The 25622-nt window shown below is 35.7% G+C and carries 22 protein-coding genes; 11 read left to right on the top strand and 11 right to left on the bottom strand.

Going from position 1 to position 25622, the window contains the following annotated elements; all coding sequences use genetic code 11:
• Window positions 1-150 precede the first annotated feature (150 nt).
• The 3 genes from BKM63_RS05670 to BKM63_RS05660 are packed head-to-tail and all read left to right on the top strand — an operon-like array spanning window position 151 to window position 2987.
• Window positions 151-1509 carry a rhodanese-related sulfurtransferase gene (locus BKM63_RS05670; protein WP_071635669.1) on the top strand — a complete coding sequence of 453 codons (1359 nt, stop codon included), beginning with the start codon at window positions 151-153 and terminating at the stop codon, window positions 1507-1509.
• Between the two features lie 6 nt (window positions 1510-1515).
• On the top strand, window positions 1516-2757 hold the full coding sequence (locus tag BKM63_RS05665) for a peptidase U32 family protein (RefSeq protein ID WP_071635668.1): 1242 nt from the start codon (window positions 1516-1518) through the stop codon (window positions 2755-2757).
• A complete protein-coding gene (locus tag BKM63_RS05660; RefSeq protein WP_071635667.1) occupies window positions 2757-2987 on the top strand; it encodes a ferredoxin in 231 nt (76 codons plus the stop codon). Before BKM63_RS05665 ends, BKM63_RS05660 begins: the two co-directional genes overlap by 1 nt.
• A gap of 70 nt (window positions 2988-3057) precedes the next feature.
• Here the strand turns inward: BKM63_RS05660 and BKM63_RS05655 are convergent, their stop codons facing one another.
• Genes BKM63_RS05655 through BKM63_RS05645 form a run of 3 tightly spaced genes read right to left on the bottom strand, consistent with a single transcriptional unit; the run spans window position 3058 to window position 6169 of the window.
• Window positions 3058-3597 (bottom strand): hypothetical protein, encoded by a 540-nt coding sequence (locus BKM63_RS05655; protein WP_071635666.1) that lies wholly within the window; start codon window positions 3595-3597, stop codon window positions 3058-3060.
• A gap of 19 nt (window positions 3598-3616) precedes the next feature.
• Window positions 3617-4954, bottom strand: coding sequence for an ankyrin repeat domain-containing protein (locus tag BKM63_RS05650; RefSeq protein ID WP_242661104.1), 1338 nt, complete (start codon window positions 4952-4954; stop codon window positions 3617-3619).
• A 33-nt stretch (window positions 4955-4987) separates the two neighbouring features.
• Window positions 4988-6169, bottom strand: coding sequence for an ankyrin repeat domain-containing protein (locus BKM63_RS05645; RefSeq protein ID WP_071635664.1), 1182 nt, complete (start codon window positions 6167-6169; stop codon window positions 4988-4990).
• Window positions 6170-6528: 359 nt separating this feature from the next.
• Between BKM63_RS05645 and BKM63_RS05640 the strand changes: the two genes are divergently transcribed.
• From BKM63_RS05640 to BKM63_RS05615, 6 genes are all read left to right on the top strand, one after another.
• Window positions 6529-7896, top strand: a complete 1368-nt coding sequence (locus BKM63_RS05640; protein ID WP_071635663.1) for a PSP1 domain-containing protein — start codon at window positions 6529-6531, stop codon at window positions 7894-7896.
• A complete protein-coding gene (locus tag BKM63_RS05635) occupies window positions 7880-8359 on the top strand; it encodes a gliding motility lipoprotein GldH (RefSeq protein ID WP_071635662.1) in 480 nt (159 codons plus the stop codon). Before BKM63_RS05640 ends, BKM63_RS05635 begins: the two co-directional genes overlap by 17 nt.
• 12 nt (window positions 8360-8371) lie before the next feature.
• On the top strand, window positions 8372-10678 hold the full coding sequence (locus BKM63_RS05630) for a penicillin-binding protein 1A (protein WP_071635661.1): 2307 nt from the start codon (window positions 8372-8374) through the stop codon (window positions 10676-10678).
• Window positions 10679-11013: 335 nt separating this feature from the next.
• On the top strand, window positions 11014-11715 hold the full coding sequence (locus BKM63_RS05625; protein ID WP_071635660.1) for a CoA transferase subunit A: 702 nt from the start codon (window positions 11014-11016) through the stop codon (window positions 11713-11715).
• A gap of 90 nt (window positions 11716-11805) precedes the next feature.
• On the top strand, window positions 11806-12459 hold the full coding sequence (locus tag BKM63_RS05620) for a 3-oxoacid CoA-transferase subunit B (RefSeq protein ID WP_071635659.1): 654 nt from the start codon (window positions 11806-11808) through the stop codon (window positions 12457-12459).
• Between the two features lie 347 nt (window positions 12460-12806).
• Entirely contained in the window at window positions 12807-15581 is a 2775-nt protein-coding gene (locus BKM63_RS05615; RefSeq protein WP_071635658.1) for a M4 family metallopeptidase, read from the top strand.
• A 133-nt stretch (window positions 15582-15714) separates the two neighbouring features.
• Here BKM63_RS05615 and BKM63_RS05610 read toward each other — a convergent pair whose 3' ends face one another.
• Window positions 15715-16242 (bottom strand): DUF6646 family protein, encoded by a 528-nt coding sequence (locus BKM63_RS05610; RefSeq protein ID WP_071635657.1) that lies wholly within the window; start codon window positions 16240-16242, stop codon window positions 15715-15717.
• A 47-nt stretch (window positions 16243-16289) separates the two neighbouring features.
• Window positions 16290-17024 carry a metallophosphoesterase family protein gene (locus BKM63_RS05605; RefSeq protein WP_071635656.1) on the bottom strand — a complete coding sequence of 245 codons (735 nt, stop codon included), beginning with the start codon at window positions 17022-17024 and terminating at the stop codon, window positions 16290-16292.
• A 141-nt stretch (window positions 17025-17165) separates the two neighbouring features.
• Between BKM63_RS05605 and dinB the strand changes: the two genes are divergently transcribed.
• Together dinB and BKM63_RS05595 are read left to right on the top strand one after the other, a co-directional pair.
• The gene (gene dinB, locus BKM63_RS05600; protein WP_071635655.1) at window positions 17166-18248 is read left to right on the top strand and encodes a DNA polymerase IV; all 1083 of its coding nucleotides are present in this window, start codon (window positions 17166-17168) and stop codon (window positions 18246-18248) included.
• An 84-nt stretch (window positions 18249-18332) separates the two neighbouring features.
• Window positions 18333-18833, top strand: a complete 501-nt coding sequence (locus tag BKM63_RS05595) for a PAS domain-containing protein (protein WP_071635654.1) — start codon at window positions 18333-18335, stop codon at window positions 18831-18833.
• 160 nt (window positions 18834-18993) lie between these two features.
• Here BKM63_RS05595 and BKM63_RS05590 read toward each other — a convergent pair whose 3' ends face one another.
• The 6 genes from BKM63_RS05590 to BKM63_RS05565 all read right to left on the bottom strand — a co-directional run bounded on the left by BKM63_RS05590 (window position 18994) and on the right by BKM63_RS05565 (window position 25588).
• Window positions 18994-20598, bottom strand: a complete 1605-nt coding sequence (locus tag BKM63_RS05590; RefSeq protein WP_071635653.1) for a fumarate hydratase — start codon at window positions 20596-20598, stop codon at window positions 18994-18996.
• A gap of 72 nt (window positions 20599-20670) precedes the next feature.
• Window positions 20671-21399, bottom strand: coding sequence for a hypothetical protein (locus BKM63_RS05585; protein WP_071635652.1), 729 nt, complete (start codon window positions 21397-21399; stop codon window positions 20671-20673).
• 227 nt (window positions 21400-21626) lie between these two features.
• Window positions 21627-23066 carry a nucleoside recognition domain-containing protein gene (locus BKM63_RS05580; protein WP_071635651.1) on the bottom strand — a complete coding sequence of 480 codons (1440 nt, stop codon included), beginning with the start codon at window positions 23064-23066 and terminating at the stop codon, window positions 21627-21629.
• A 66-nt stretch (window positions 23067-23132) separates the two neighbouring features.
• Window positions 23133-24206 (bottom strand): winged helix DNA-binding domain-containing protein, encoded by a 1074-nt coding sequence (locus BKM63_RS05575; RefSeq protein ID WP_071635650.1) that lies wholly within the window; start codon window positions 24204-24206, stop codon window positions 23133-23135.
• 96 nt (window positions 24207-24302) lie between these two features.
• Window positions 24303-25016, bottom strand: a complete 714-nt coding sequence (locus BKM63_RS05570; RefSeq protein WP_071635649.1) for a 3'-5' exonuclease — start codon at window positions 25014-25016, stop codon at window positions 24303-24305.
• 95 nt (window positions 25017-25111) lie between these two features.
• On the bottom strand, window positions 25112-25588 hold the full coding sequence (locus tag BKM63_RS05565; RefSeq protein WP_071635648.1) for a methylated-DNA--[protein]-cysteine S-methyltransferase: 477 nt from the start codon (window positions 25586-25588) through the stop codon (window positions 25112-25114).
• Between the last annotated feature and the right edge of the window lie 34 nt (window positions 25589-25622).

The raw sequence follows: 25622 nt of genomic DNA, 5'->3' as shown, positions 1-25622 counted from the left end.
ACAAAAATGAAATGAAGTTTTAACTGATATAGGGCTCAAACAGATGTTTTTAATTGTTTTTAAAATTGAAAAGAAAAACCTACCTTTGCGCCCGAATTCACTCAGAAAAATAGAATTCGATTATATTCTTAACTTAAAACTGTTTATAGCATGCAACTGTACAACACTTTGAGCGCAGAAGAAAGAGCCATCATGATCGATGATGCAGGTAAACAACGACTAACGTTGTCTTTCTATGCGTATGCCAAAATTCAAGATCCCAAAAAATTTCGCGACGATTTATTTTTAGCCTGGAATAAGCTTGATGCTTTAGGCCGAATTTATGTTGCCAATGAAGGAATAAATGCTCAAATGAGTATTCCTGAAGAAAATTTGGAAGCTTTTAGAGCAACTCTTGAAGTTTATGATTTCATGAAAGGCATTCGTTTGAATGAAGCTGTAGAACATGATGACCATTCATTTTTAAAATTAACTATTAAAGTACGTCACAAAATCGTAGCCGATGGTTTGAACGACGAAACTTTTGATGTTACCAATATAGGCGTTCACTTGAAAGCCAAAGAATTCAACGAAATTTTAGATGATCCAAATACAATTGTTGTTGATTTTAGAAATCACTACGAAAGTGAAGTAGGGCATTTTAAAAACGCAATTACTCCAGATGTTGAAACTTTTAGAGAGAGTTTACCAATTATAAACGAGCAGCTTCAAAACCATAAAGAAGATAAAAATCTGGTAATGTATTGTACCGGAGGAATTCGCTGCGAAAAAGCAAGCGCTTATTTCAAGCACCAGGGATTCAAAAATGTATTTCAATTAGAAGGCGGTATTATTAATTATGCCAAACAATTGAAAGAAGAAGGTTTAGAAAGTAAATTCATTGGTAAAAACTTCGTATTTGATAATCGTCTTGGCGAAAGAATCACAGATGATATTATCTCACAATGTCATCAATGCGGAAAACCTTGCGACAATCACACGAATTGTGAAAACGACGGATGTCATTTGTTGTTTATTCAATGTGATGAATGTAAAGCTGCAATGGAAAACTGCTGTTCTACAGAATGTTTAGAAATTATTCACATGCCATTAGTAGACCAAGTTCGATTAAGAACCGGAAAACAAGTGGGCAACAAAGTGTTTAGAAAAGGGAAATCTGAAAATCTAAAATTCAAACATTCGGGAGATCTGCCAAATTCAGCTTTAGGTGCGGCAGAAAAACCAGCCGATATTCGTCAGAAAATAAAAGTAAAAAAAGTACTTCTTGGAAAAGCAGAGCATTATTATGTAAAAGCACAAGTGGGACAATTTACTATTGAAAATCAAGAATTAAGCGCTGGCGATAAAATCTTAATTTCTGGACCAACTACTGGAAATCAGGAAATGACTTTAGAGAAACTAATTGTTAACGGAGCAGAAACTCAAACTGCTAAAATTGGTGATAAAGTTACTTTTGAGGTTCCTTTCAGAATCAGGCTGTCAGATAAAATATATAAGATTTTAGAATAGGTTATCATGACAACAAATAATAAAATTGAACTCATGTCTCCTGCCGGAGATTTTGAGTCGCTTCAGGCTGCGCTCGATAATGGCGCGGATTCTATCTATTTTGGTGTTGAACAGCTTAACATGCGTGCCCGCTCGACAGTAAATTTCACAATTGAGGATTTAAAAGAAATTGCCAGCCGATGTGAAGCCAAAAACGTTCGAAGCTATCTTACTTTAAACACGATCATTTACGATCACGATTTATCTGTTGTAAAAACCTTATTGACTAAAGCCAAAGAAGCCAATATTACAGCAGTAATTGCATCTGATCAGGCAGTAATTGCCATGGCGAGATCAATTGAAATGGAAGTTCACATCTCAACTCAATTGAATGTAACTAATATCGAAACCATAAAATTCTACAGTTTATTTGCTGATACAATGGTGTTAAGCCGTGAACTGAGCCTGCGCCAGGTTAAGAATATTACGGATCAAATTGAGAAAGAACAGATAAAAGGTCCAAACGGAAATTTAGTAGAAATCGAAATTTTCGGTCACGGTGCTTTGTGTATGGCGGTTTCGGGAAAATGTTATTTGAGTTTACATTCGCATAATTCATCTGCAAATAGAGGTGCGTGCAAACAAAACTGTCGAAAAAAATATACTGTTATCGATCAGGAAACCGGTTTTGAAATAGAATTAGATAACGAGTACATGATGTCTCCAAAAGACTTATGTACACTTGATTTCTTAGATCAGGTTATTGATTCCGGAATTAAAGTTTTAAAAATTGAAGGACGCGGCCGTGCACCAGAGTATGTAGCAACAGTAACCAAAACCTATCGGGAAGCGATTGATGCTTATTATGACGATACTTTTTCTAAAGAAAAAACGGCAGTTTGGATGAAGGCTTTAGAAACGGTTTACAATCGCGGTTTCTGGTCAGGGTATTATCTGGGTCAGGAATTGGGAGAGTGGAGTGATATTCCGGGATCTGCGGCAACGCAGAAAAAGGTTTATGTTGGAAAAGGAACGCACTATTTCCCTAAAGCTGAGGTTGGACAATTTAAAATTGAAGCTTACGACATCAAAATTGGAGACAAAATTCTGGTAACGGGGCCAAGTACAGGTGCTCAGGAAATGATTATTGATGAAATGTTTGTAAATGATGCTGCAGGTCAAAAAGCGACTAAAGGAGATGACTGCAGTTTCAAATTACCATTCAGAATCAGAATGTCGGATAAACTATATAAAATTGTTGAGGCATAATGGTTATTGTTACCTTACAAAGAGAAAAATGCATTGGCTGTAATTATTGTGTCGAAATGGATCCGGTTCATTTTCAGATGTCAAAAAAAGACGGAAAATCGGTTTTATTGCATTCACAGAACGCAAAAGGATTTTTTACTTTAAAATCACCAAATCATGTGCTTGCAGAGAGTTTTGAATTGGCTGCAAAAGCTTGTCCGGTGAAGATTATTACAGTTAAAGAAACTTAGATTCAACGATAAAAAAAATCCTATTTTGCAGTATTACAAAATAGGATTTTTTTTATCAAGCATATGAAATTTAAATTCCGATTTTTGCATTGATATTATGTTTTTCTACATAGGCTTTAGCTGCAGTCATCAATTTTGTAAACTTGGCATCAATTTCATTTTGAGTTGAGGCGTCAAAATCTGCAATTGCTTTTTCTAGTTGTTCTGGTGAAACTTTTTCATCTTTCATTTTAGCAATTGGCAAATAACCTTCTTTTTGTTTTGCAATCGCATAAGCAAACAGGTCTTTTGATGCCTGAAGAAGTTCTTTATTATCATCATCTTCCGGAATTTCCTTAATTCTGTTAAATTGAATTTCTAAATTGCTAATATCGTATTTGAAATTATCCTGGTAAGAAGACGGAATCATCTTTTTTTGGCTCTCGTCATAAACCTGAGGTTCAGATTGCAGCTTTTCATTAATTTCTTTGCTTCCAAAACGAGATAACAAATTTGAATTTAAAGCAGCAATTTCAAACGTCTTTTCTGGTGAAAGGTTTGTACAAGAAGTGGTAATTATACTTACAGCGATTAATACGAATGCTATGGATTTATTTAAAGTGTTTTTCATTTTTAATTTTGTTTATTATTTATCCTTTTAAAATTTTACTTTTCTCAGTTTCGAATTCTTCCGAAGTTAAAATTCCGGCATCCAAAAGTTCTTTTAAATCTAAAAGTGCCTTTTTCTTTCCTTCCATAGAATTTGTTGAATCTGATTTTTGCGGTTCTTCTTTCTGAATTGGAGTTACAACAGTTCCTGATGGGGCATATTTTAGAATCAATTCTGTAATTTCATTAAAACCTTTTACATTGGAGTAATCAATAGCTTTTTGCTCTTTTACGTTGACGATTGAAGCATCGGCCTTATTATCCAATAAATATTTTACAACATCCTTTTTTCCGTTTGCGGCACTGTAATGCAATGGCGTATTTCCGGATTCGTCCTGAATATTGATATTGGCTCCGGCTTCAATAAGCAGTTTTACCATGCTCAAATTGCCTTTTTTTGTTGCTACGTGCAAAAGACTTTCTCCGCCATACGTATAAGAACTGTTGAGCGTAAAACTAGATTCGTTCGAAATATTGGTTGCACTCACAATCCAATCCAGATAATCGTTCATTGAAGATGTATCGCTGGCCAAGGGTTTACTGTAATTTACATCAACGCCATTTTCTAAAAACAAAGAGACAATTTCCTTTTGATTATTTGCGCAAGCGTACCAAATAGGAGAATAGCCATTATTGTTTGAGGTGAAAACATCGGCACCTTTTTCTACTAATAATTTAGCGAGCATTCTGTTGGTTTCATAACACGCAATTAAAAGTGCATTTTCACCGGAATGATTTACGTGATTTATGTCTGCGCCATTATCGAGAAGTAAAGTTACCATTGGGATCGATTTGGTGTAGCAAGCATAAATCAAAGGTGTATTTCCTTGTTTATCGGTTACATTAATATCGGCTCCATTGTCTAAAAACAATTGTATAATTTCTCTGTTTAGTTTTGCAGAAGCTAATAATAACGGAGTTTCTCCATTGTTATTCAGTAAATTAACGTCAATCCCAGCTTCAAGCAACTTTGTTGCAATTTCAATTTGAGCGGTCTGAGCAGTCAAATGTAAAAGGCTGTTTCCGTATTTATCATTTTTGGTAATTTCTGCACCATTTTCCAGCAGATACAAAGCCGTTTGTTTTTGTTTTTGAAGACAGGCAAAAAACAAAGGTGTTTCGCCCTGATGATCTTCATAATTAATATCGGCGCCGTCTTCGGTTAGTATTTTTACAATATCCAGATAACCTCTGTGCGCAGCATAATGAAGCGCAGTTCTTCCTTTTTCATCAGTATATTTTACATCGACTTCTTTATTTTGAAGCAGTAGTTCGGCTATTTTTCTGTTGCCGTTTTCGCAGGCAATTATAAATGACATTGACATGTATTAATTTTTTAAATAATAATCGTTTTATTGTTTCATTAGAAGTTCGACCGTTTTAATCTTCAAATTATCTCCGGATGCGAGCATTAATGCTGTTTCATCTTTATCATTGGTAATCGAAGTATCGGCTCCCTGATCTAAGAGCAGTTTTACTTTTCGATAGGTTTCTTTGGCCATCTCTGAATCATAATTGACATTGTGGGCACAAACTTTATGCAAAATGGTATTTCCCTGATTGTCTTGTTCATTGACATCTAATGAAACATTTTCTAAAACCGATTTTAGGATATCGGATTTTTTTTCTACAATAAAGTCAATTCCTGATTTAGGCTGGCCGTAATATTGCGCACAGAAATTGACATCGGCGCCATCAGATAATAATCTTTCTAAAAAAGTGATGTCGCTTGCAGATCCGGAAACAGAACTTATAAAATTAGTTAATAAAGTTCGCCCGTCTTTATTCACAATATTAAAATCAGGTGAAGAAACTGTTGCTAATGCATCGTACATATCATACGAAAACTGTTCAGCGGCGGCATAATAAAATGCAGTATTATTAAGATTGTCGGTTTCATTTGCATCTGCGCCATTTTCAAGTAAAAACGGTAAAAGTTCCTTTCGGGTTCTTTTTACGGCGCATATTAACGGAGTTGTCCCCACAATATTCTTTTCGTTGATATCAACGCCATTATCTATAAGAATGGTGATGTATTCTTTTACCTTTTCTGTTTCCAGGCCATAAGTATTTAAAACGCTATACATGAAATTTTCTCCTGCATTATTTTTGTACTGTGTGTTGGCTCCGAAATCATCAATAAGCACTTTTATAATTTTTGGCGAAACTCCTTTTTCAAGAAAATAACCAAGTAAAGTTTTGTCGCTTACTTCATCATTAATGTTGTCCATTTTCGACATTAGGTCTTTAAAAAAAGCAGCCGATTCATCATCATCTTTTAAATATCGGGTCAATGGATTAAAAATTGATTTGTCAAAACTGTCTAATTCGTAAATATCGGTTTCAATAAAACCGGCTTTAACTAATTTTTCGATAAAATCAGTTTCTTTGGCTTCAATGATTTTTGCTGCTATTTGAGAAAAATTGTTTTCAAGGTATTGCTTGCTAAAAGTTTCTCCGTTGTTGAGGCATTCTCTTGCCTCGTCAAATTTTCCCTGAAAAAGGAGATTTTCAATTTGGTTTTGTATTTGCATTGGAAATTTATTTTAAAATATAAGGTAAAGCCGCAGTGAAGTTTTCTTTAGATTTATTGACTTCACAAGCGATGCTGTAAGATAAAACATAAAATTGAGAAATATATTTTAGAATAAAAATTTAAAACAGCATTTTATGCGATAAAATGCGCAGAATACAGCTTCTTGTGAAAAAAAAGTTTTAAAAAGAGGAAAGAAAAGAAAAAAATGTAGAACTTTTTCGACTGCAAAAGGGAGCATTTTTTATTTAACAAGCCTTTAGTTTTTATCGATAAAAAGCAAAATAAAAAAAATACTATCTTTACCGATCAAACGTTTATGAACTTAAGCTGCGTTTTAGCAGCACTACATATATAATTATGGCATGTACAAGTTGTTCAACCTCAGATGGCGGTGCGCCAAAAGGTTGCAAAAATAATGGGAGTTGCGGCACCGATAGCTGCAATAAATTGACGGTTTTTGATTGGCTTTCTAACATGAGTCCGTCTAATGGAGAGGCGATTTTTGATTGTGTTGAGGTTCGTTTTAAAAACGGACGCAAGGAATTTTTTAGAAATTCAGAAAAATTAACTTTAAGTATTGGCGATATTGTAGCAACTGTTGCTTCGCCAGGACATGATATTGGAATTGTTACTTTGACAGGAGAATTGGTTAAAATTCAAATGAAGAAAAAAGGAGTAAATCCGGATAGTAACGAAGTTCCAAAAATTTACAGAAAAGCATCTCAAAAAGATATCGATATCTGGTCTGCTGCTCGTGATCGCGAAGAACCTATGAAAGTTCGTGCCCGTGAATTGGCAATTCAGCATAAGCTTGAAATGAAAATTTCAGATATTGAGTTTCAGGGAGACGGATCAAAAGCAACATTTTATTACACAGCAAATGATAGAGTCGATTTTAGACTTTTGATTAAAGATTTTGCCAAAGAATTCAGTACAAGAGTCGAAATGAAACAAGTGGGTTTCCGTCAGGAGGCTGCCCGTTTAGGCGGAATTGGTTCTTGCGGACGTGAACTTTGCTGCTCGACCTGGCTTACAGATTTTAGAAGTGTCAATACATCAGCAGCACGTTATCAGCAGTTATCATTGAATCCGCAGAAATTAGCCGGGCAATGTGGTAAATTAAAATGCTGTTTGAACTATGAGTTAGATACTTACATGGACGCATTGAAGGATTTTCCGGATTACGACACTAAATTAGTAACCGAAAAAGGAGATGCAGTCTGCCAGAAACAAGATATTTTTAAAGGATTAATGTGGTTTGCGTATACTAATAATTTTGCAAACTGGCATGTTCTAAAAATAGATCAGGTAAAAGAAATTATTGCCGAAAACAAACAAAAGAATAAAGTTTCCTCTTTAGAAGATTTTGCTATAGAAGTTACTTCAGAGCCTGAAAAAGACTTTAATAACGCAATGGGTCAGGAAAGTTTAACCCGTTTCGATCAGCCAAAAAGAAAGAAAAAACCAAATCGCAAACGTAAAAATACAGAAAATGCGGTTGTTGCAGCGCCTGAAAAACCAAAACAGGCAGGTAACAACAATAATAACAAACCTGCTGGAGGAAATCCAAATCAGCAGAATAAACAAAACAACCCAAATAAACAAAATCAGAAGAACAAGCAGAACCCGAATAAAAACAATTCGAACAAGCAAAATTCAAATGAAAATAAACCAGCTGAACCTAGAAAACCTATAATTATCACAAAAAATGAGAATAAAAAATAGCGGGATTCTTCTTTTGGCAGCGATACTTCTTTTTTCGTGCGATAAAAAAAGAGTATTCGATGAATACAAATCTGTTGGCAGTGCCTGGCACAAAGACAGTATTGTAACCTTTGACCTGCCAGTCTTAGATTCTACCAAAAAGTACAATTTGTTTGTAAATTTGAGAGATAACAATAATTATCCTTTCAATAATTTATTTTTAATTGTGGCTATTGAAACACCAAGCGGTTTTACGAAAGTAGATACTTTAGAATACCAAATGGCAAACCCAGACGGGACATTGATGGGTAATGGTTTTACTGATATTAAAGAAAGTAAACTATATTACAAAGAAGATGTGAAGTTTAAAGGGAAATACAAAGTTCATATTAAACAAGCTGTTAGAGAATCAGGAAAAATTCCGGGAGTTGAAGCTTTAGACGGAATTACCGACGTAGGTTTTAGAATAGAACAAAAAGATTAGAAAAATAGTTATATGGCTGCTAAGAAAAACAATCAATCAAATACCACAAAGGATATTAATTACTACAAAAAGAAATTCTGGAGAATTTTTGCCTATTCTTTATTGGGCGTTCTGGCCTTCTTTTTATTTGCTTCATGGGGATTTTTCGGTTCAATGCCTTCTTTTGAAGATTTAGAAAACCCGGATTCTAATTTGGCTACTGAGATTATTTCTTCGGATGGAGTTGTAATTGGTAAGTATTTTAAAACCAATAGATCTCAACTTAAATACTCAGATTTGCCAAAAAGCTTAGTCGAAGCGTTGGTTGCTACCGAAGATGCTCGTTTTTACGAACATTCGGGAATTGACGGACGCGGAACTTTAAGAGCGGTTTTTAGTTTAGGAACAAATGGTGGAGCGAGTACCTTAACACAACAGCTTGCCAAACAATTGTTTCACGGTGAAGGTTCCAAATTTCTTCCTTTTAGAATTGTACAAAAAATAAAAGAATGGATTATTGCCATTCGTCTGGAAAGACAATATACCAAAAATGAAATTCTTGCAATGTACTGCAACGTTTACGACTTCGGGAATTATTCTGTTGGGGTAAGTTCGGCGGCGCAAACTTATTTCTCTAAAGATCCCAAAGATTTAACAATGGACGAATCGGCTATTTTAGTTGGAATGTTCAAAAACTCAGGATTATACAATCCGGTTAGAAATCCTGAGGGAGTAAAAAACCGTCGTAATGTGGTTCTTGGGCAGATGGTAAAAGCAAAAATGATTTCTGAGGCAGAAAAAGAAAGATTGCAGGCTTTGCCAATTGCATTGAAATTCAAATTAGAAAGCCACCGCGAAGGAACAGCAACTTATTTTAGAGAATATCTTCGCGATTATATGAAAAAATGGGTAGCCGAAAACAAAAAACCAGACGGATCTGATTATGATATCTACAAAGATGGTTTAAGAATCTATACTACTATTGATTCCAGAATGCAGCAATACGCGGAAGAAGCTGTTTCTGAGCACATGAAAAATTTGCAGCAGCAATTTTTTATTGAAATGAAAAACAATAAAAACGCACCTTTCGTAAATATTACTCAGGCTGAGACAGAACGAATCATGATGCAGGCCATGAAAAATTCGGTTCGCTGGGCTCAAATGAAAGAAATGGATAAAAGCGAAGACGATATTATTGCTTCTTTCAAAGTAAAAACCAGAATGCGTGTATTTACCTGGAAAGGCGAACGTGATACAATCATGACACCGCTTGATTCTATTCGTTACTACAAACACTTCTTGCAATCCGGATTAATGGCAATGGAACCTCAAACTGGTAACATTAAAGCCTGGGTTGGAGGAATCAATTACAAATATTTCCAATACGATCACGTAGGTCAGGGGGCAAGGCAGGTAGGTTCTACCTTCAAACCTTTTGTTTACGCAACTGCGATTGAAGAATTAAATATGTCTCCTTGTGATTCTATTCTTGATGGGCCATTTATGATTCATAAAGGACGTCATCATGTAACAGAGGACTGGGAACCAAGAAACTCTGACAACAGATACCGTGGAATGGTAACTTTAAAACAAGGTTTGGCGAATTCGATAAACACCGTTTCTGCCAAATTAATTGACAGAACCGGTCCTGAAGCCGTTGTAGAGCTGACAAAAAAGCTAGGTGTAAAAACTGAAATTCCGGTACAGCCTTCTATTGCATTGGGAGCAGTTGATATTACAGTTGAAGATATGGTTGCGGCTTACAGCACATTTGCAAACCAGGGAGTTTACGTAAAACCTCAGTTTTTAAGCCGAATTGAAAACAAAAGCGGAGAGGTTATTTACGAACCAATTCCAGAATCTCACGACGTTTTAAATAAGGATATTGCCTTCGCAGTAATTAAATTATTAGAAGGTGTAACCGAAACCGGTTCTGGAGCACGTTTACGTACGCAGGGCGGAGGAAGCGGAGATAATCGCTGGACAGGATATCCGTATATGTTTAAGAACCCAATTGCAGGTAAAACCGGAACAACACAAAATCAGTCAGATGGCTGGTTTATGGGAATGGTTCCAAACTTAGTAACGGGAGTTTGGGTAGGGTGTGAAGATCGTTCAGCACGTTTCAAAAGTTTAACTTACGGACAAGGTGCAACGGCAGCTTTACCGGTTTGGGCTTATTTCATGAAACTTTGTTATAAAGATGAAAACCTCCAAATCTCAAAATCAGAATTTGAGCGTCCGGCAAATCTTTCTATTAAAGTAGACTGTTACCAAAGACCTGCAGTGGTTAAAGACACAACACAGACAGAACAAAATACAGACGAATTCGAATTATAGACTTAATTCGGCTTTAAAATAAAAAACAATCCTTTTGCGATGTTCTATTAGTTTAGAAGAAAGCAAAAGGATTTTTTTTTGGTTAATCGCTAAGTATAATTTTTAAAATTCTGTTTAACACATAGAAGCATAGACTTTCAGATTTTAAAATCAATCATAAAACGCATTCTTGCGAATAGCAATGTTTATTTATGCAAAGAGAAACACCTTTTTACAGATTCAAGATCTGTTATACTGAACAGTTAATTTTAAATTTTATTTTTTACGAAATCGTTATAATTTAATCTAAAAATCTTATTTTTATCAAAATTATACGGTAATAAAGACAGTTTGTTATGATAACAAAAAAAGTTAATAATGTTCAGGAAGCTATTGCAGGAATCGAAACCGGAATGACAATTATGTTTGGAGGTTTTGGATTATGCGGTATTCCCGAAAATACGATTGCAGCATTGGTAAACACTCCAATTTCAGATTTAACTTGTATTTCAAATAATGCAGGTGTCGATGATTTTGGGTTAGGTTTGCTTTTACAAAAGAAACAAATCAAAAAGATGATTTCATCTTATGTAGGTGAAAATGCCGAGTTTGAACGACAAATGCTTTCAGGCGAACTTGAAGTTGAATTGACGCCGCAAGGAACTTTGGCAGAACGATGCCGCGCCGCTCAGGCTGGAATTCCTGCATTTTTTACACCTGCCGGATACGGAACCGAAGTTGCTGAGAGAAAAGAAGTTCGCGAATTCAACGGAAAAATGCACATTATGGAAGAAGCTTTCAAAGCTGATTTTTCTATTGTAAAAGCTTGGAAAGGTGATGAAGCGGGAAATCTTATCTTTAAAGGAACAGCCAGAAACTTTAATGCCTGTATGGCCGGTGCCGGAAAAATCACGATTGCAGAAGTTGAAGAATTGGTTCCTGTTGGAACTTTAGATCCAAATCAGATTCATATTCCGGGAATTATGGTACAGCGTATCTTTCAGGGAGAAAAATTTGAAAAAAGAATTGAACAGCGCACAGTACGCCAAAAAAAATAGATAATTGAGATAGTTTGTCAATTAGATAATTTTTGCAGTGTTTTAAAAATTATCTAATTATCAAATTGACTAATTGACACATTAAGAGATATGTTGACAAAAGAAGATATAGCAAAACGAATTGCAAAAGAAGTAAAAGACAGGTATTTTGTTAATCTCGGTATCGGGATTCCGACTTTGGTTGCCAATTATGTCAGAGAAGACATAGCTGTGGAGTTTCAGAGCGAAAATGGAGTTTTGGGAATGGGACCTTTTCCTTTTGCCGGAGAAGAAGATGCCGATATTATTAATGCAGGAAAACAAACCATTACAACATTACCGGGAGCAAGTTTTTTTGATTCGGCTTTTAGTTTTGGAATGATTCGAAGCCAAAAAGTAGACCTGACTATTTTGGGCGCGATGGAAGTTTCTGAAAACGGCGATATTGCCAATTGGAAAATTCCGGGCAAAATGGTAAAGGGAATGGGAGGCGCTATGGACTTAGTGGCTTCCGCCGAAAATATCATTGTAGCGATGATGCACGTTAATAAGGCGGGTGAATCTAAAATTCTAAAAAAATGTACTTTGCCATTAACTGGTGTAGGATGCGTAAAAAAGGTAGTAACTGAGCTTGCTGTTCTCGAAGTAACCGAGAGGGGTTTTAAGCTCTTAGAAAGAGCGCCAGGCGTGTCTGTTGAGCATATTATCGCTTCGACCGAAGCTGATTTGATAATTGAAGGAGAAATTCCGGAAATGGATATCTAAAAAATTTAAAAAATATAAAAAAATTAAAGCCAGCTCAACCGCTGGCTTTTTTTATGGAAAATATTAAAAAAAGTATTTGTTAGAATATCTTTCTATATCTTTTCGTGCTGTTTATCAGTTGGTTAATATTTAAACTATACAAATTTTCGCACTTTTATTTGAGAATTTATCACACATTGTTAAATAAAAGTGAATTTAAAGTAAAAATTGTTGCATTTTATCGATTAAAGGCAAATTTAATCGATTATATAACATAATTGAAATACTTTTATCTGTAAATAGAAGTATTTACTTACTTTAATTAATCTGTTTGTAATTATTTAACCAAACTTAAAACCCCAATTATTATGAAAAGAAAATTACCAAAAATTATGGCGGCAGCTATTGTACTTACTTTTTCATTTTCTGCAGCAGCGCAGACCACAGACAAACGGGTAAGCCAGAAAAACGTATCTGAAAATGGACAGCCAAGTTTAATAACGTTTAGCGATGTCTCGACTTATAAAGGAACAGATTCTCAAAAGGTTTTTAAAGAACAGCTTGGACTAAAAGATAACCAGACTTTTAGAAAAGTAAAAACAGAAACTGATAAGCAGGGCTATACGCACGAAAAGTTTCAATTGTATGAGCAGGGAATCAAAGTAGAATTTGCGAATTATACGTTACACTCAGAAAATGGGAAACTAGTTTCGATGAATGGCGAATACTATAACATCGAAAATGTAAAACTTACTCCGGCTCTTTCTGCTCAGGAAGCTTTTAGCAGAGCTCTTAATCATACGCATGCCTCAGAATATCTTTGGGAAAAACCACAAGACGCAAAAGAGATAGGTTATGAAAAACCTGTTGGAGAACTTGTTTTATTGCCAGATATGGAAGAGCAGGGAGAAAAAAGAACGGCTGACAAAGTCCGCCTTGCTTACAAATTTGATATTTATGCTACAAAACCGCTGAGCCGCGGAGATTTGTACATTGACGCCCAAACAGGAAAAGCATTGTTTTACAATGCTGCAATAAAACATTTGAATGATAATGTTCATGCAAGAAAATTTTCTTCCTCAGAAAATACAAGTAAAGCAATTGCCTCTTCCAAAAAGACAATTGTTGAGGCAAATGCAGCGACTCGTTACAGCGGGACACAAACCATACAAACTACATTGAGTGGTTCATCTTATATTTTGTTAGACGGAACACGTGGTACGGGAATTCAAACCTATAATTCTGCCAGAACGGCCAGTTATCCAACGACAAATTTTACAGATACTGATAATAACTGGACGGCAGCAGAATATAATAATACAAACAAAGACAACGGAGCACTCGATGCACATTGGGGAGCCGAAATGACTTACGACTATTGGTCAGCTGTACACGGAAGAAACAGCTATGATAATGCCGGAGCAAAAATTAAAAGTTATGTGCATTATAATTTAATTGCCGCTGGATATTCCAGCAATAATAATGCTTTTTGGAACGGAAGTGTGATGACATACGGCGACGGAAGCGGTACGGGCGGATTTGATATTTTAACTTCACTTGACGTTGCCGGCCATGAAATTGGCCATGCCGTTTGTACCTATACAGCAAATTTGGCTTATCAAAAAGAATCTGGTGCAATGAACGAAGCTTTCTCAGATATCTGGGCTGCTTGTATTGAATATCGTGCGGCACCAACAAAATCAACTTGGCTGGTGGGCGAAGATATTGAAAGAAGAACCGGGCACGTGGCTCTTCGTTCTATGAGTAATCCAAAAGCCGAAGGCCAGCCGGATACTTATGGAGGGATAAACTGGATAAATGTAAGTTGTACGCCAACAAGCAGCAATGATTATTGCGGTGTGCATACTAACTCTGGAGTTTTTAATCATTGGTTTTACGTTTTATCCGTTGGAAAATCAGGAACTAATGATATTGGCAGTGTTTACAATGTAGCCGGAATTGGTATTGATAAAGCAGCCAAAATTGCATTTCGTTTAGAAGATGTTTATTTAACTTCAAATTCAACTTTTGCTAATGCGAGAACATCCGGAATTCAGTCTGCTATTGATTTGTACGGAGCTGGTTCTGCAGAAGTTATTGCCACTACAAATGCGTTTTATGCGATAGGAGTTGGCGCAGCCTATTCAGGAACTACGGATACAACACCGCCATCTGCACCTGCAGGTTTAGCGGCTTCTGGAACAACGGGGACTACAACAAACTTAACTTGGACAGCATCGACAGATAACGTTGCCGTTACGGGTTATGATATCTATCAGGGAACTACTCTTAAAGGATCATCGACTACAACTTCATACAATGTAACCGGATTAACGGCTTTAACCACTTATAGCTTTACTGTAAAAGCGAAAGACGCAGCCGGAAATGTTTCTGCGGCGAGTAATGCTGTTAGCGTAACAACTACAGCAGCAACGGTGTCCTATTGTGCTTCTCAGGGCAATAGTACTGCCGATGAAAGAATTAGCAAAGTTGTTTTCGGAACAATAAATAATACGTCAACCGGAACAACGGGTTATGAAAATTACACTGCTGTTTCTACAAACGCAGCAAGAGGAAGTGCTTATGCGATAACGATAACACCAACTTGGGCATCAACAACTTATAATGAAGGTTATGCCGTATTTATCGATTATAATCAAGATGGTGATTTCTCAGATTCAGGAGAAACGGTTTGGACAAAAGCAGCATCGAAAACAACTCCGGTAACAGGAACAATCACCATTCCGGCAACGGCATCTTTAGGGGCAACAAGATTGAGAGTTTCTATGAAATACAATGCAATTCCAACAGCTTGTGAAGGATTTTCTTATGGACAAGTAGAAGATTATACTGTAAACATTACAGCTTCGGGAACAGTCGAGGCTGAGCAGATTGTATTAGGGCTTGACACTATAGAAACAGCAAGTTTTGCTTTATACCCAAATCCGGTTGAAAGTGAATTAAATGTTTTATTTTCAGAAGATAACGGATACTCTTATAAAATTATAAATACACTAGGACAACAGCTTGGTTCTGGTCAAGTTGCAGGATCGATTGATGTAAGTAAATTAAGCACTGGAATCTATTTGATTGAATTGACTAATGGCGAAAAGAAAATCGTAAAGAAGTTTGCTAAAAAATAAATGGATTGAATTAGTAAAAATGAATAGCCTCACAATTTTGTGAGGCTTTTTTCCTTGATGCTGTTATATAAAGCAAAAACCGCTCTACGAGCGGTTTTTTATACATATTGCAATTTTGTTGCAATTGAAAATCTTAGTTCAAATTGAAAGAGGCGCCTAAACTAAAAGTAACCTGATTGTTTAAGTGATCAAACACATCTTTCTCATCGCTGTATTTAGCAATCGGGAAACCAATTTCTGTAAAAACACCAAATCCGTCAGTAAAGAAGTAACGACCTCCAACATGTCCTCCAAAATTGCGTAAACCTAAACTTAAGCCTGGGTAAACATCAAGTTCTTTAACTCCAATAACACTGCTTAAATTAGCATTAATTCTGGCTTTTGCATCAAAACGGTCTTGAAATTCTGGTTTGTAATCATTGTAGTAAGTAGTTCCCTGGTAAAATCCATTAAAATTATCTACACCAAGTAAATAATTAGCAACAAAACCAAAAGAGAAATTTTCTCCTAAACCAAAATCTACAGATCCCTGAATTCCTGAACCGCCATCTTGAAGATTAGCACCTACGTTTACTTTGATGTCTCCTTTTCCATTAAAAGCCTGCTGCGCCTGAATAAACCCAAATGATACTAAAAACAAAAATGTGATAACTTTTTTCATAACTTAAATATTAATTATTTTGCAGTGCAAATTTAGTTTTTTATGTATTAATTCCTACCTTTTTCGTTAGAATACAATTCATTTAACGGTTCGCTTTGCCAGAATTCCTTGGTATCCACGTTCATAATCGTTAGCGGCCCCTTAAAAGCGGCCCCGGTATCAACATTCCAAACGCATGCTTTATTTACCGGAACAGTTTCTCCAATTCTCGTAACGGGAGTATGACCAATATAAATTTCTTTATAAACCGTAAAACGTTTCGGGTAATACAAATCGTCAGGTTTTAAATTAGGATCTAACGCTAATGCCGACTCCCAAAGAGTTCTGTCCCAATAAAATAGTTTTGGAAAATATTCCCATACTACTCCATTTAAATTGGTAAATCCGGCATGAACAAAAAGACGGTTTTCGTCATCCAGATAATAATCTTTTAGTGATTCGAAAAAAGCAATGTGTTCTTTTTTTCTTTCAGGAGTAATTTTAGAATATCCTTCAACAGTAGCTTTTCCGCCATGTTTGTACCACATTTCTTCATCAAAATCCTCATGTCTGTTTTCAAGCCAGTCCAGGGCCAGCTGATCATGATTTCCTCTAATGCAAATGCAGTTTTGTTTGGTTTTAAGGTCGATTAAAAAATCAATAACTTCTGCCGACTGGCTCCAGCCGTCAACATAATCGCCTAAAAATATAAGAGTATCTTGTGTATTAACTTCGGCTCTTTTCAACACTTGTTCAAGTGCGAGTAATCCACCGTGTATGTCGCCTATAACAAATGTTCGCATTTTAAAATATTTCGGGTAGTAACTACAAAAATAAATAAAATGATTTGTTTAGTATCATTTAGTTGTTAATCTTTAAAAAATGATACTATTTATAACTATTGACAGCGTTCTTTATATCGCTTTACTGTTTAAATTTGCATAATGTCAGATGCGCCAACATATCGAAAAATTATCCATATAGATATGGATGCTTTTTATGCTTCTGTAGAGCAGATGGATAATCCTGCTTTGCGCGGAAAACCTGTTGCTGTGGGCGGATCTGAGAATAGAGGAGTAGTTTCGGCTGCTAGTTATGAAGCCAGAAAATTTGGTGTTAGAAGTGCCATAAGTGGTGTTTTGGCCAAAAAATACTGCCCGGAAATTATTTTTGTCCGGCCGAGATTTGATCGGTACAAAGAAATTTCATCTAAAATTCATCAAATCTTTCATGAATATACAGATTTGGTAGAACCGCTTTCGCTCGATGAAGCCTATCTGGATGTAACGCAGAATAAAAAAGGAAATCCAAGCGCCAGTTTATTAGCGCAGGAAATCAGAGCCCGAATTTTAAATGAAGTTGGATTAACAGCTTCAGCAGGAATTTCGGTTAATAAATTTGTTGCCAAAATTGCCAGCGATGTCAATAAACCAAATGGACAAAAAACCGTAAATCCAGATGAAATTATACCTTTTCTGGAAGAATTGCCCATTCGAAAGTTCTATGGAGTGGGAAAAGTAACGACCGAAAAAATGTACCAGCTCGGCATCTTTACAGGCTTAGATCTTAAAAGTAAATCGTTGGAATTTTTGGAAAAACACTTCGGAAAGTCTGGTGCTTTTTATTATAAAGTCGTTCGAGGCATTCATAACAGTGAAGTAAAATCACATCGGATTACAAAATCAGTTGCGGCAGAACATACTTTTGATGTCAATCTTTCTTCGGAGATTTTTATGCTGGAACAATTGGAGAGAATTGCCGTTTCATTAGAAAAACGATTAAAAAGGCATACCATTTCCGGAAAAACGGTTACTCTAAAAATTAAATACAGCGATTTCACACAGCAAACACGAAGCAAGACCCTGCCATATTTTATTTCAGACAAAAGCTTGATTATGGAGATTGTAGAAGAGCTGTTGTATCAGGAAAAAATGAAAGATTCCGTTCGGTTGCTCGGAATTTCGCTCAGTAATTTAAATACTGAAGAAAAAAAGGCGGTGGTTGTGCAGTTAAAATTTGCTTTTTAATTTGTCTAAATAAGGTTTTTCATCATTTTATTCACAATTTTAATGCTACCTTTGAGGGAAAAGTACTTCTAAAATTCATTTAAAATGAAAAAGAATAGCTCTGAAGAAACTGCAAACCGCACTTGGGTGCCCATTTTGGCCCTAGATCTTCATTATGAGTATTTAAATGAATTAAAGGCAGTTTTTGCCGATATGAAAAAGGTCAATAAAATCTCTGCTCAATTTACCTGGAACGAAAAAGATCTCAAAATTGAAGAAAGAATCAAAGATGAAGTCGTTCTTATTACCGACTTAGACCTAAAAATCGTTTTTGCTTCCAATGGAATTAAAAGAATGACGGGGTATCAGGAAGAAGAAGTTTTAGGAAAAACACCTAAAATGTTTCAGGGGCCTGCAACTTCTCAATCTGTTTTAGAAGAAATAAAAGAAGCTATAAAACTCAAAGTTCCGTTTAAAAAAACAATCGAAAACTATAAAAAAGACGGGAGAACCTATAAATGCAGCGTAGATGCAACACCGGTGTATAATTTAAAAGGCAAGATTTCGCATTTTATAGCATTTGAAAAAGAAGATAAAAGTGCTTGAAGTTTATCTGCAAAGTGTGCTATTTTAAACTAGAAAAATCGGAAATAACAAAGAGATATATAAGAAAAACAAAAAACCGCCCAAAAAGGCGGTTTTTTGTTTATGTAAACTTTTCGAACATTGCGTAAATCTTTGTGCTCTTTTTGGTTAAGACAGAACGTTACAAGTTTTCAAAGAAATCATTTCCTTTATCATCAGTGATAATGAAAGCAGGGAAATCTTTCACGGTAATTTTACGAACCGCTTCCATTCCTAATTCTTCAAAATCAACCACTTCAACTTTCAAAATGTTGTCTTGAGCTAAAATAGCCGCAGGTCCTCCAATAGAACCTAAGTAGAATCCGCCATATTTATTACAAGCGTCAGTTACCTGTTTGGTACGATTTCCTTTAGCCAGCATAACCATACTTCCGCCGTGTTTTTGGAATTCATCTACATAAACGTCCATGCGTCCAGCCGTTGTTGGTCCAAAACTTCCAGAGGCCATTCCTTCCGGTGTTTTAGCAGGTCCTGCGTAATAAACAGGGTGATTTTTAGAATATTCCGGCATTGGTTTTCCGGCATCCAATAATTCTTTGATTTTGGCATGCGCAATATCTCTTGCTACAATTACGGTTCCGTTTAGTTTTAAACGCGTTTTGATAGGGTATTGAGACAATTTAGCAAGGATGTCTGCCATTGGCTGATCAAGATCAATTTCAACAGGAGCTTCTAAATGTGGAGCTGTTTCTGGTAAAAATTGTTTTGGGTTTACTTCTAACTGCTCAACGAAGATTCCGTCTTTTGTAATTTTACCTTTGATATTTCTGTCCGCAGAACAAGAAACACCTAATCCAACCGGACAAGAAGCGGCGTGTCGCGGTAAACGAATTACACGAACATCATGTGTAAAATATTTTCCTCCAAACTGAGCTCCAATTTCACTTTCCTGACAGATTTTCTGAACACGCTCTTCCCATTCTAAATCACGAAATGCCTGACCGGCCATGTTTCCTGAAGTTGGCAAGTTATCGTAATATCCGGCAGAGGCTTTTTTAACAGCGCTTAAATTCGCTTCCGCAGAAGTTCCCCCAATTACCAAAGCTAAGTGGTAAGGCGGACAAGCAGAAGTTCCTAAATCTTTAATTTTGGCACGGATAAAAGCATCCATAGATTTATCATTCAATAACGATTTAGTCTGCTGATACAAATACGTTTTATTAGCAGATCCACCGCCTTTTGCCATAAATAAGAATTCGTATGAAGTTCCTTTTTTAGCATAAATATCAATTTGCGCCGGAAGATTTGATCCTGAGTTTTTCTCCTCAAACATCGAAATAGGCACAATTTGCGAATAACGTAGATTACGTTTTTGGTAAGTATTAAAAATTCCTCTGCTCAGCCATTCCGCATCATCAGCACCCGTAAAGATGCTTTCGCCTTTTTTTGCCATTACAATTGCCGTTCCGGTATCCTGACAGCTTGGTAATTGGCCTTCGGCGGCAACCGAAGCATTTTGAAGTAAATTATATGCCACAAAACGATCGTTATCGGTCGCTTCAGGATCGTCAAGAATTTTTCGCAGCTTTTGTAAATGCGTTGTTCTCAACATGAATGAAACATCGGTTAAGGCTTCTTCAGCTAATAATTCTAAACCTTTTGGATCAACAGTTAAAACTTCACGGTCTCCAAATTGTTCCACTTTTACAAAATCAGAGGTGATTTTGCGGTACTGCGTATCATCCTTTAAAATTGGATAAGGATCTTGGTATATAAAATCAATCATTTCTTTGTTTTTTTACAAAGTTAGAAATTATTTACCTAAGAAAGAATTTGAATAAGGGGTGTTTTAAAGTGTTTATTTTTGTTTGTGAAAGTCATCAAAACTCATTTTCTTCTCAAAATAAATCTTCTCTTTTGCGGAAAGTAGTTGCTTTTGCCATTGATTTCCGCTTAAGCGAAAAACAATCGAATCCGAATGTTTGGCAATGCCCATATTTTCATCGTTATCCTCAGGTTCAAAAGAAACTGTTTTACAGTAGAATGATTCAGGATTGGCTTTCGCCGAAGGATTTTCGAATTCAACCCAGCTTCCCCAGCCACTATCAGACATCGTGTACCAATCGTATACCAATTGGATATCATTGTTTTTTAAATAATACAGATAATGACTCTGATTGTAACCACAGGCAGGATATCCAAAACTAATTTGAATAAAAGGAGAACTTTTGGCACTTTCTGTACCTAATCCGAACATTGCTGACCATTCTGAACCTTTATCAACACCCTTGATATTAATTTCTGAAGAAGTAGTTTTGGTTTTATTCTGATAAAAATCAAGTTGATATTTGGCTGTTACAATACTGTCTTTATCTGCTTTTTGATCTAAAAGATGCGCCAGAATATAATTGTCTTTTGATGTTTCTCCATAATCAGCAATAGAGATAGTATCTGTTTTTAAGAAATTTTCTTTAACTGCAATTGTTTCTGTTTTAGGTTGCGGAGTTGTAGCAATTGCCTGATCGGCTGGTTTTGGTTTTTGGCAGCCAATTAAAAGGGATAGGATAAAAAGGTATTGTGGTTTCATTAATTTGTGGTATTTATTAATTCATTTTATGTTAAACCGGATTAAAATCCGGTCCTACAAAATAATCCGTTCCTCCGGAACTTTCAAAAAACTATGGGTTCAATTTCTATTTAAAACCGGATTAAAATCCGGCCCTACAATATAAATCGTTCCTCCTGAACTCTAATAAGAGCCATCGGCTCACCCTGTATTGTAGGGCTGGACTTCAGTCCAGTTTAGATACTGATTTAAAAAAACCAAGTTGCGACAAAAATCGCCGTAATTACACAAATAAGATCCACCAAAAGCATTGTGCCCAAGGCGTAACGAGTATTTTTGATATTAACCGAACCAAAATAAACTGCAATTACATAAAAAGTACTTTCGGCGCTGCATTGAAAAATACTGCTCAATCTTGCCGTTAAAGAATCGGCTCCAAAAGTATTCATTGAATCAATTAAGAAACCTCGTGATCCCGCAGAACTAAAAGGACGAAGCATAGCAACAGGTAAAGCGTTTGTGATTTCTTTGCTTACTCCCATATTCGAAAAGATAAATCCAATGGCATCGCTGATAATTTCAAATAATCCACTGTTTCTGAATAGGGAAATTGCAACTAACATTCCCAGTACATAAGGAAAGATAGTGACTCCGGTTTTAACTCCGTTATTTGCTCCAACTACAAAAGTGTCAAAAACGGTAGTTTCTGCATCTTTGAATTTTTTCTCATGAAAGAAAGAAAAAACCAGTGTAAAAGCAATAATGGCAAGTAATATTAAGCCGGAAAGATTAGAAGTGAAGTAATTTTTTCCGATTAAATCCAAATGATTTACATACATCAAAAGACCAATAATTGCGGCAATTAAAACCATTAAGCCAATTACAAGTGACGCACTTTTAAAATTGATTTTCTGTTTAATTCCAACAATTAAAAATGCAGCAATCGTACCAATGAAAGAAGTAATGATACAAGGCAGCATAACATCGGCCGGATTACTGGCGTTTGCAGCAGCACGATATCCAATAATCGAAGTGGCAATTAAGGTTAAACCCGAGGCATGAAGGCACATGAACATAATTTGCGCATCACTGGCTTTGTCTTTATCGGGATTTATTTCCTGTAAACTTTCCATCGCTTTAAGTCCAAATGGGGTTGCGGCCGAATCTAATCCGAGGAAATTAGCAGCAAAATTTAAGGTCATGTAGGATATTGACGGATGGTTTTTAGGAATACTTGGAAACACTTTTACAAATACCGGACTCAATAACTTAGCTAAATTACCAGAAGCTCCGGATACGATTAAAAGTTCCATCAATCCGCAGAAAAAAGCCAGATAAGCAATAAGCGGCAGAATTAAATCAACTAAAGTGCTTTTACAAGTTGGTAATAAACCATCGGATTTCTGAAGACCGCTGTAAATTTTTACAGTTTTGTTTTTATAAACGTAAGTCGTGTCGGCATTAAGCGTGTCACGATTGATAATCATGGTTTGATCAGGTGCTTTTTTAATGCTGTCTTTGATAAAAACAGGAAGCTGGTCAATGTATTTTTCAGATACTAAAACAGGATCGTCTTTTTTTCCATTCAATACAGAATCAATAGTGTACGTGTTGGCCGTAAATAAACTGACAACAATAAAGAAAATTGAAGAAATAAAAATAACTAACCAGAATCTGCTTAATACCATAATACTAATTTTTTGTAAATGTAATTATTTAGAGATAAAATGCATAAGATTTTATTTTGCGAAGCATTATTCGATCACGATTTTGGTTTCGAGATAATTTTCAAAAGCTTTAAGACCATCAAATAGAATTTCTTTTTTCGAACTTTCGGTTTCATTAAAAAACTCCGTTTCTATTTTGGCGTGATCTTTTTTTATAGTTCTTTTCCAGGTGCCGATGACCTTTCCATTTTCGAGAATTATAGGTTTAAAAATACCATTATTGGTAAAAGCCTTATTCTGATGTTCTAATAAAATAGAAGCTTCTCTGGTTTTATAAGCAATTAGAATTTCATCAAATGCTGGAAGAAAATGCACGCTCTCGCGGAATAATTTTTCATCAGACAGTTGATTTACAAAGTAATAAGCTTGATTCTCAATCTCAATTATATTCAGTTGCAACTCAATTGCATTAATGGTGTTTTTACAGATAGTAGGCGAAAAACCAGACCACCACGAAAAATCAAGCAACGTTGCCGGACCATGACTTTCAAAATAACGAAGGGCGAGTTTCGCTAATCCATCTTCTTTAGTTAATTTGGTTTTTGGTTTTTGAACTCGTTCTTCAAGCAATGCATAGGTAATTTGTTTCCCTTTCATTTTTCCGTTACAAACCAAACCTTCCAATTCTGCATGCATCATAATTGCAGTGGCCAGAAAATCTTCTTTAGAACTCTTTTTGATGTCGAGTTCCTTCATGATGTCATCTCGGGTTAAATGATTATTTCCTGCTAATAATTTTTCGATTTTTGAATTGGTTTGTTCTAGTTTTTTGAGATCATAGCCATATTTTTTAGCAGCAGAAAGGGTCATTTTTTGTACTTGCGGACCAGAAACATCCAGCATCCAATAAATATCTTCGGCCGAAACAAAATGCCAGGTTGGCCGTAAAATATGCGTTCTGATTATTTGTGCTGAGTTTACAGCTTCTTCAATTTCTTTTTCAGATGCATCGCAACGAGAACCAATTGCCCATTTTGCCATGGCATAATCCTGCGCCTGCATGGCACCCAAATGATGTACAATTTCCTGTGGCGAACATTTTTCTGTATTAAACAGTTTCTGAGAAACCATACGATGATGTGAAATTTCAGAATGCGTCATATTTTAAACCGTATAAATTATATAAGTAATTTAAGTTGACCTTCTAATAAAAAACCTTAGTGCCTCAAAATCTTAGCAGCTCCGCAACTCAAAAAATTATACATGAATAATTTCATCTTCAATAAGTAAATCTTCACGACGTAAACGAAGGAAAATTTGCGCTACGGCAATAGTATCTTTTTCACAATATGTTATAATTCGGTCAATATCTTTTTCGACATAATAGACATGCGCAACCTGACTGCCATCGATATCTCCTTTTGGAGAAGGAACTCCGAGAATTTTAGTTAATAATTTGAGTGAGGTAAAATGTTTGTAATCACCAAACTTCCAAAGTTCTAAAGTGTCCAGATGTGGAATTTCCCAAGGTTTTTTACCAAATAAATTCAGTTTGTCTGGAATTGCAATTTGATTGATAATCATTCTTCTGGCAATAAACGGAATATCAAATTCTTTGGCATTATGACCGCATAATAAATGTTGCGGCTGATTGAAATGATTGTTCAGCAGATTATTAAAGTCTTTCAGGATCTTTTTTTCTTCTCCAAAGAAAGAAGTCACTCTAAAATTGCGAACATCACCTTTAATAGTAAAATATCCAACCGAAATACAGATAATCTTTCCGAACTCTGCCCAAATTCCGGCTCGATCGTAGAATTCTTCTGGAGTAAAATCATCTTTTCGCTGATATTGTGTTTTTAGATCCCAAAGCGACTGCATTTCTACATCAAGCGAATTGAAGTTTTCTTCTTCCGGAACCGTTTCTATATCAAGAAATAGGATATTATTGAGGTTTATTTTTTCAATCATTATTTTATGTAAAAGATTACACAGATTTTAATGTTTTGTAAATATAAGACTATAAATTTTTTATTTATGTAAATCTGCGAAATTCCTGTTGAATTTTAAAATAAGCTTTGTTGTGCAGAAGGATTTTCGTGTTCAAGAAGCCATTTTTTGCGAGACAATCCGCCGGCGTAACCGGTTAAGGAGCCGTTTGTGCCAATAACACGATGACAGGGAACTACAATCCAAAGCGGATTTTTGCCATTTGCTGAAGCCACTGCACGAATTGCTTTTACATCGCCCAGTTTCTTTGTTTGATCCATATAGCTTACTGTTTTTCCGTATGGAATTTCTAATAAAGCTTTCCAGACTTTCTGCTGGAACTCGGTGCCTTTTGGATTTAGTTTTAAATCAAAATCGGTTCTTTTACCTTCAAAATATTCTTGTAACTGCGAAACAGCTTCTTGCAAAACTTCCGGAATTGTTTCCGAAATTTCGTTTGTATCAACATCTGAAACTGAAATTACAGCAATACCGTTTTCATCTCCAATTATTTTGGTGATTCCTAAGGGTGAATTGATATATACTGTTTCCATAGTTTAACTGCAACTTTTTAACCGCAAAGATGCA

This window comes from Flavobacterium johnsoniae, from assembly GCF_001879205.1.
Taxonomy (GTDB): domain Bacteria; phylum Bacteroidota; class Bacteroidia; order Flavobacteriales; family Flavobacteriaceae; genus Flavobacterium; species Flavobacterium johnsoniae_A.
This window is presented reverse-complemented; position numbering and strand designations above follow the sequence as displayed.